4 protein-coding genes are annotated in these 4,726 nt (G+C 72.7%); 1 reads left to right on the forward strand and 3 read right to left on the reverse strand.

The annotated features are described in order from the left end of the window. Positions 1 to 260: 260 nt before the first annotated feature. Together ACWF94_RS33790 and ACWF94_RS33795 are read right to left on the reverse strand one after the other, a co-directional pair. Entirely contained in the window at positions 261 to 881 is a 621-nt protein-coding gene (locus tag ACWF94_RS33790; protein WP_453497431.1) for an L-threonylcarbamoyladenylate synthase, read from the reverse strand. Between the two features lie 100 nt (positions 882 to 981). Next, complete coding sequence (locus tag ACWF94_RS33795; RefSeq protein WP_453497434.1) at positions 982 to 1,935, reverse strand: LysR family transcriptional regulator; 954 nt, start codon at positions 1,933 to 1,935, stop codon at positions 982 to 984. Positions 1,936 to 2,101: 166 nt separating this feature from the next. On the opposite strand from ACWF94_RS33795, the gene ACWF94_RS33800 reads away from it, so the two are divergent. Further along, positions 2,102 to 3,349 carry an MFS transporter gene (locus tag ACWF94_RS33800; protein WP_453497437.1) on the forward strand — a complete coding sequence of 416 codons (1,248 nt, stop codon included), beginning with the start codon at positions 2,102 to 2,104 and terminating at the stop codon, positions 3,347 to 3,349. 15 nt (positions 3,350 to 3,364) lie between these two features. Here the strand turns inward: ACWF94_RS33800 and ACWF94_RS33805 are convergent, their stop codons facing one another. After that, complete coding sequence (locus ACWF94_RS33805) at positions 3,365 to 4,513, reverse strand: cation diffusion facilitator family transporter (RefSeq protein ID WP_453497440.1); 1,149 nt, start codon at positions 4,511 to 4,513, stop codon at positions 3,365 to 3,367. Between the last annotated feature and the right edge of the window lie 213 nt (positions 4,514 to 4,726).

A 4,726-nucleotide genomic window follows, 5' to 3' on the forward strand; every position in this document is an offset into this window, starting at 1 on the left:
CTTCCGACCCCATGCCCCACCCCTCGGCCAGTTCCGATACGCGCGACGGGCGGGCCCACTCGCCCGCCCGCCCGCAGACGCATCGATTCGATGCCCTCGGACCGGGGACACAAACGCCGAATCACCGCACCATTGTCCCAACTCGCGCCAAAGGTAACGGAGTTCGTGATTCCACTCAGTGCGGGCGGTTCCGGCCCGGCCGGACGGTGCGGCACCCGGCAGCGCCCGGCCGCACCTCTTGACGGACCCGCCGCCCGCGGCTACTCGAACCGCGCGGTGTCGCCCGCCCCCCGGCGTACGATCTCGGCCTCACCGCCGGAGAAGTCGATGACCGTCGTCGGCTCGGTGCCGCAGTCGCCCGAGTCGACCACGGCGTCCACCACATGGTCGAGACGCTCCTTGATCTCCCAGCCCTGGGTCAGCGGCTCCTCCTCGTCGGGCAGGAGCAGGGTGCTGGAGAGCAGCGGCTCGCCGAGTTCGGCGACCAGCGCCTGGGCCACGGTGTGGGCGGGGATCCGTACACCGACCGTCTTCTTCTTCGGGTGCAGCAACTGCCGGGGCACCTCCTTCGTCGCCGGGAGGATGAAGGTGTAGCTGCCGGGGGTCGCCGCCTTGATGGCGCGGAACACATCGTTGTCCACCTGGACGAACTGACCGAGCTGCGCGAAGTTCTGGCACACCAGGGTGAAGTGGTGACGATCGTCCAGCTGTCGAATCGACCGGATACGGCTGAGGCCGTCGCGACTGCCCAGCTGACACCCCAGCGCGTAACAGGAGTCCGTCGGATACGCGATGAGCGCGCCGGATCGAATGCTGTCGGCCACACCGCTGATGGTGCGCCGCTGGGGATTCTCGGGGTGAACGTCGAAGTACTTCGCCATCCGGCGAGTCTACGGGCCGTCCCCCAGGTGATCGGGACACCGGCTCCCGGGGTCGGAGCGGGGCCGGGACGGACCGGACCCGGGGTCAGCCGGGCCGGGGTCAGCCGGGCCCGGGGGCGCTGTCCGCCCGTGGTGGTGGGGCCGGTGTGTGCACGTCGGCCGGTGTGTGCACATAGTGGTCGATCAGGCCCAGCAGGGCACGGGCGGCGGCGCTGGGGCGCCGGGTCGCCGATGTGGCGGCCGAGAGCGACCAGCGGAGCGAGTCGTCGGCGACGGTCAGCGCCCGCAGGCCCGCGTCGTCCGGGACGGCGAACCGGGGCACGAACGCGAGCCCGAGCCCCTCCCGTACGAACGCGGCGGCCGTCACGAAGTCCAGGACCTCCAGCATGACGCGGCGCTCCACGTGCGACGCGGCGAAGGCGCGGTCGGCCACCTCCCGGTTGCCGTAGCCGGGCGGGAAGTCGATGAAGGACTCATCCGCGAGCCGGCGCAGGGACACCTCGCTCCCCCGGGCCAGCGCATGGTCCGCCGGCACGAGCAGACACAGGGGATCCGTCAGGAGCGCACGGGCGGCCACCCCGGCGGGCGCGGCGCCGGGAAACGACAGGAACGCCGCGTCGAGATCGCCCGCGAGCAGGGCCCGGGTCAGTCCGGCGGACCCCGTGGGCTCCAGCCGCAGCCGTACCGTGACGCCGGGGTGGTGGGTGTGGAAGCGCCCGAGCAGCCCGGGGAGATCGATACCGACGAGGCCCGTGCCGTTGATGACACCGACGGTGACGGTGCCGCGCAGGCTGCCGTCCGCCTCCCGTACGGCGTCGCGGGCCGCCTGTGCGGCGTCCAGGGTGGCGCGCGCCTCGGGCAGCAGGGCCAGGCCCGCGCTCGTCAGCGCGACACGCTGTGAGGTGCGCTCGAACAGGGCGGCGCCCAGCTCCCGCTCCAGGGCGCGGATCGCGGTGGACACCCCGGACTGTGCCACATGCAGGCGACGGGAGGCACGAGTGAAGTTCAGCTCCTCGGCGACGGCCGCGAAGTACTCAAGATGTCGCAGTTCCATGGCGCTCGATCTCCTATCCGGATCGAACCTATCCGAAACTATCGTTGGACGCGATCCACGGCCGGGATGAGCATGGAGCGAGCGAGCAGCCGACCGAGGAGTGTGGATTCGCGTGTCCGTAACACCGGCCCCGTCAGTGGCACCGGCCCCGTCAGTGACCGGGACCGTGACCCGCGCCGCCCCCGGCGGGCAGCCGCGCACCGTGGGCGTACGGGCGGGGCGTGTCTCGCACGGCCTCGGGTTCTGGTTCGCCGCGGTGGCGTTCATGGTGCTGATGGCGTTCGGTACCGCGCCGACCCCGCTCTGGCCCCTGTACGCGACGCGGGACCACTTCGGCACGACCACGATGACGATCGCGTTCACGGCCATGGTCGCCGGCGCCGCGGTGGGTTTCCTGACCCTGGGGCATCTGTCCGACCGGTTCGGCCGGCGGCGGATCATCGTGCCCGCCCTGGTCGTCGGGCTGGCCGCCGCGATCGTGCTCATGGCGTGGCCCAGCCTGCCGGGGCTGCTGACGGGCCGGGTGCTGAACGGTGTGGGGGTGGGTCTGATGGCCTCCACCGCGACCACCTATCTGCACGACCTCTACCGCGAGGCGCATCCCGGACGCCGGGTGTCCGCGCTGCCGGCGACCGTGGCCACCGCGGCGAACCTCGGGGGACTCGCGCTCGGCCCGCTGATCGCCGGGGCCATCGCCACCTGGGGTCCCGCTCCCCTGGTGACCACCCAGGCCGCCTTCGCCGTTGTCATGGCCATCAGCCTGGTGCTGGTGCTGTCCAGCCCGGAGACGGTGGACCACAGGCTGCGGAAGGACCACCGTCCGAGCCGGTTCGCCCTGCTGCCCGGAACGGGGAGGGCGTTCGGCGCTGCCGCCGCCATGGGCTTCTTCTCCTTCGCGCTGCTCGGCTTCGTGTCCTCACTCGGCGCGACCGTGCTGCGCGGCAGGCTGGGGATCGACTCCCACCTGATCGCCGGTCTCACACCGTTCCTGATGTTCGCCTCCGCAGCGGCGGCCCAGCTGGTGGCGGGGCGGCTCGGTCTTGCCCGCACCCTTCTCCTCGGTGCCGCCGTCTTCCCGGCCGGTCTGACCCTGACGGCGCTGTCGATCCACCGCCCCGGGCTCGGGCTCCTCCTCGTCGCGGTCTCCGTGGCGGGCGCGGGCGCGGGCCTGCTGTTCAAGGGCGGCGTCGCCATCGGCGCGGCGGTCGCCGTGCCCGCGTCCCGCGCCGGGGTGCTCGCGGTGTACTTCGTCATCGGCTATCTGGGGATGGGGGTGCCCTCGATTCTGTTCAGCCTCGCCACCGAGCGCTTCGGCCTCGGTGCCGCGGTGATCGCGCTCGCCACCGTACTGGCGACCGGAGCGGGCGCGTCCGTCGCCCTGTCCGCCACCACCCGGCACGGCACCCGGCACTGACCCGCGCCTGTGCCGTCAGGGGCCGATCCCGTCGGCCACCGCCGGCAGCGCATCCGGCCGGCCGCTGTGGTGGGCGAGGGCCGCGTGCGGATCGCCGCCCGCGGGGGTGTGGTCGATGTGGACGGTCGCGGCGGTCAGCCTCGGTACGGCGTGGATCAGGGCGTGCTCGGCGGTCACGGCCAGCCGGTGGGCCCGGACGACGGTCAGGTGCGGATCGACGACGATGTCGGCTTCGGCGCGCAGGGCGTGGCCGATCCACCGCATCCGTATCTGCCCGGTGTCCCGCACACCGTCCACCCCGCGCAGTGTCCGCTCCGCGAGGTCGACGAGGGCAGGGTCGACACTGTCCATCAGGCGGCTGTAGACCTCGCGGGCGGCGTCCTTGAGGACCAGCAGGATGGCGGCGGTGATCAGCAGACCGACGACCGGGTCGGCCGCCCGCCAGCCGATGGCCGCGCCGCCCGCGCCCAGGAGGACGGCGAGCGAGGTGTATCCGTCGGTGCGGGCGTGCAGTCCGTCGGCGACCAGCGCGGCCGACCCGATCCGGCGTCCGGTGCGGATGCGGTAGCGGGCCACCCACTCGTTGCCGACGAAGCCGGTCAGCGCGGCCACGGAGACCGCTCCCAGGTGGGTGAGGTCGCGGGGGTGCAGCAGCCGGTCGACGGACACATAGGCCGCGACGACCGCGGAGGCGGCGATCGTCGCCACGATCACGATGCCGGCCAGATCCTCCGCGCGGCCGTAGCCGTAGGTGTAGCGGCGGTTCGCGGCCCGTCGGCCGAGTACGAACGCGATGCCCAGCGGAACCGCGGTCAGGGCGTCGGCGGCGTTGTGGATCGTGTCCCCGAGCAGCGCCACCGACCCGGACAGCGCGACGATCACGGCCTGGACGACCGTGGTCGCCCCCAGGACGGCGAGGGAGATCCACAGCGTGCGCATCCCGTCGCGCGAAGTCTCCATCGCCGCATCGACCTTGTCACCGGCCGCATGGCTGTGCGGAGTGACCAGATGCGCCAGCCGGTGCCGCAGCCGGGCCGCACGGGAGTCCCGCCGCCCGTGCCGGTGTCCCGTATCGCTGTGCGGGTGCCGGTGTCCCGTATCGCTGTGCGGGTGCGGGTGATCGTGGTGGTGGTCGTGTGGACGCGGGTGCCGGTTTCCCTCCATGGCACCCCACAGTGGCACGCGGAACCCATTGCGGCTATGGCTGTGATACCCGCGCTGACCAGGTGCGATGCCCTCGCAACTGCGTCACGGCGGCAGGGCTCGCCGGGGGCGACCGTTCCCCACGGGCTGTCCCGTGGCCGCGCATACGACCCCGCCGCTGTCGGCCGGGAAACGGACAGGGCCCCTGCCGTACCGCTGCGGTCGGTACGGCGG

It is taken from the genome of Streptomyces sp. NPDC055078 (assembly GCF_053607985.1).

Excerpts from the sequence above, each read along its gene's own strand:
- ACWF94_RS33790 (WP_453497431.1), bottom strand. The coding sequence starts at position 881 with ATGGCGAAGTACTTCGACGTTCACCCCGAGAATCCCCAGCGGCGCACC.
- ACWF94_RS33795 (WP_453497434.1), bottom strand. The coding sequence starts at position 1,935 with ATGGAACTGCGACATCTTGAGTACTTCGCGGCCGTCGCCGAGGAGCTG.
- ACWF94_RS33805 (WP_453497440.1), bottom strand. The coding sequence starts at position 4,513 with ATGGAGGGAAACCGGCACCCGCGTCCACACGACCACCACCACGATCAC.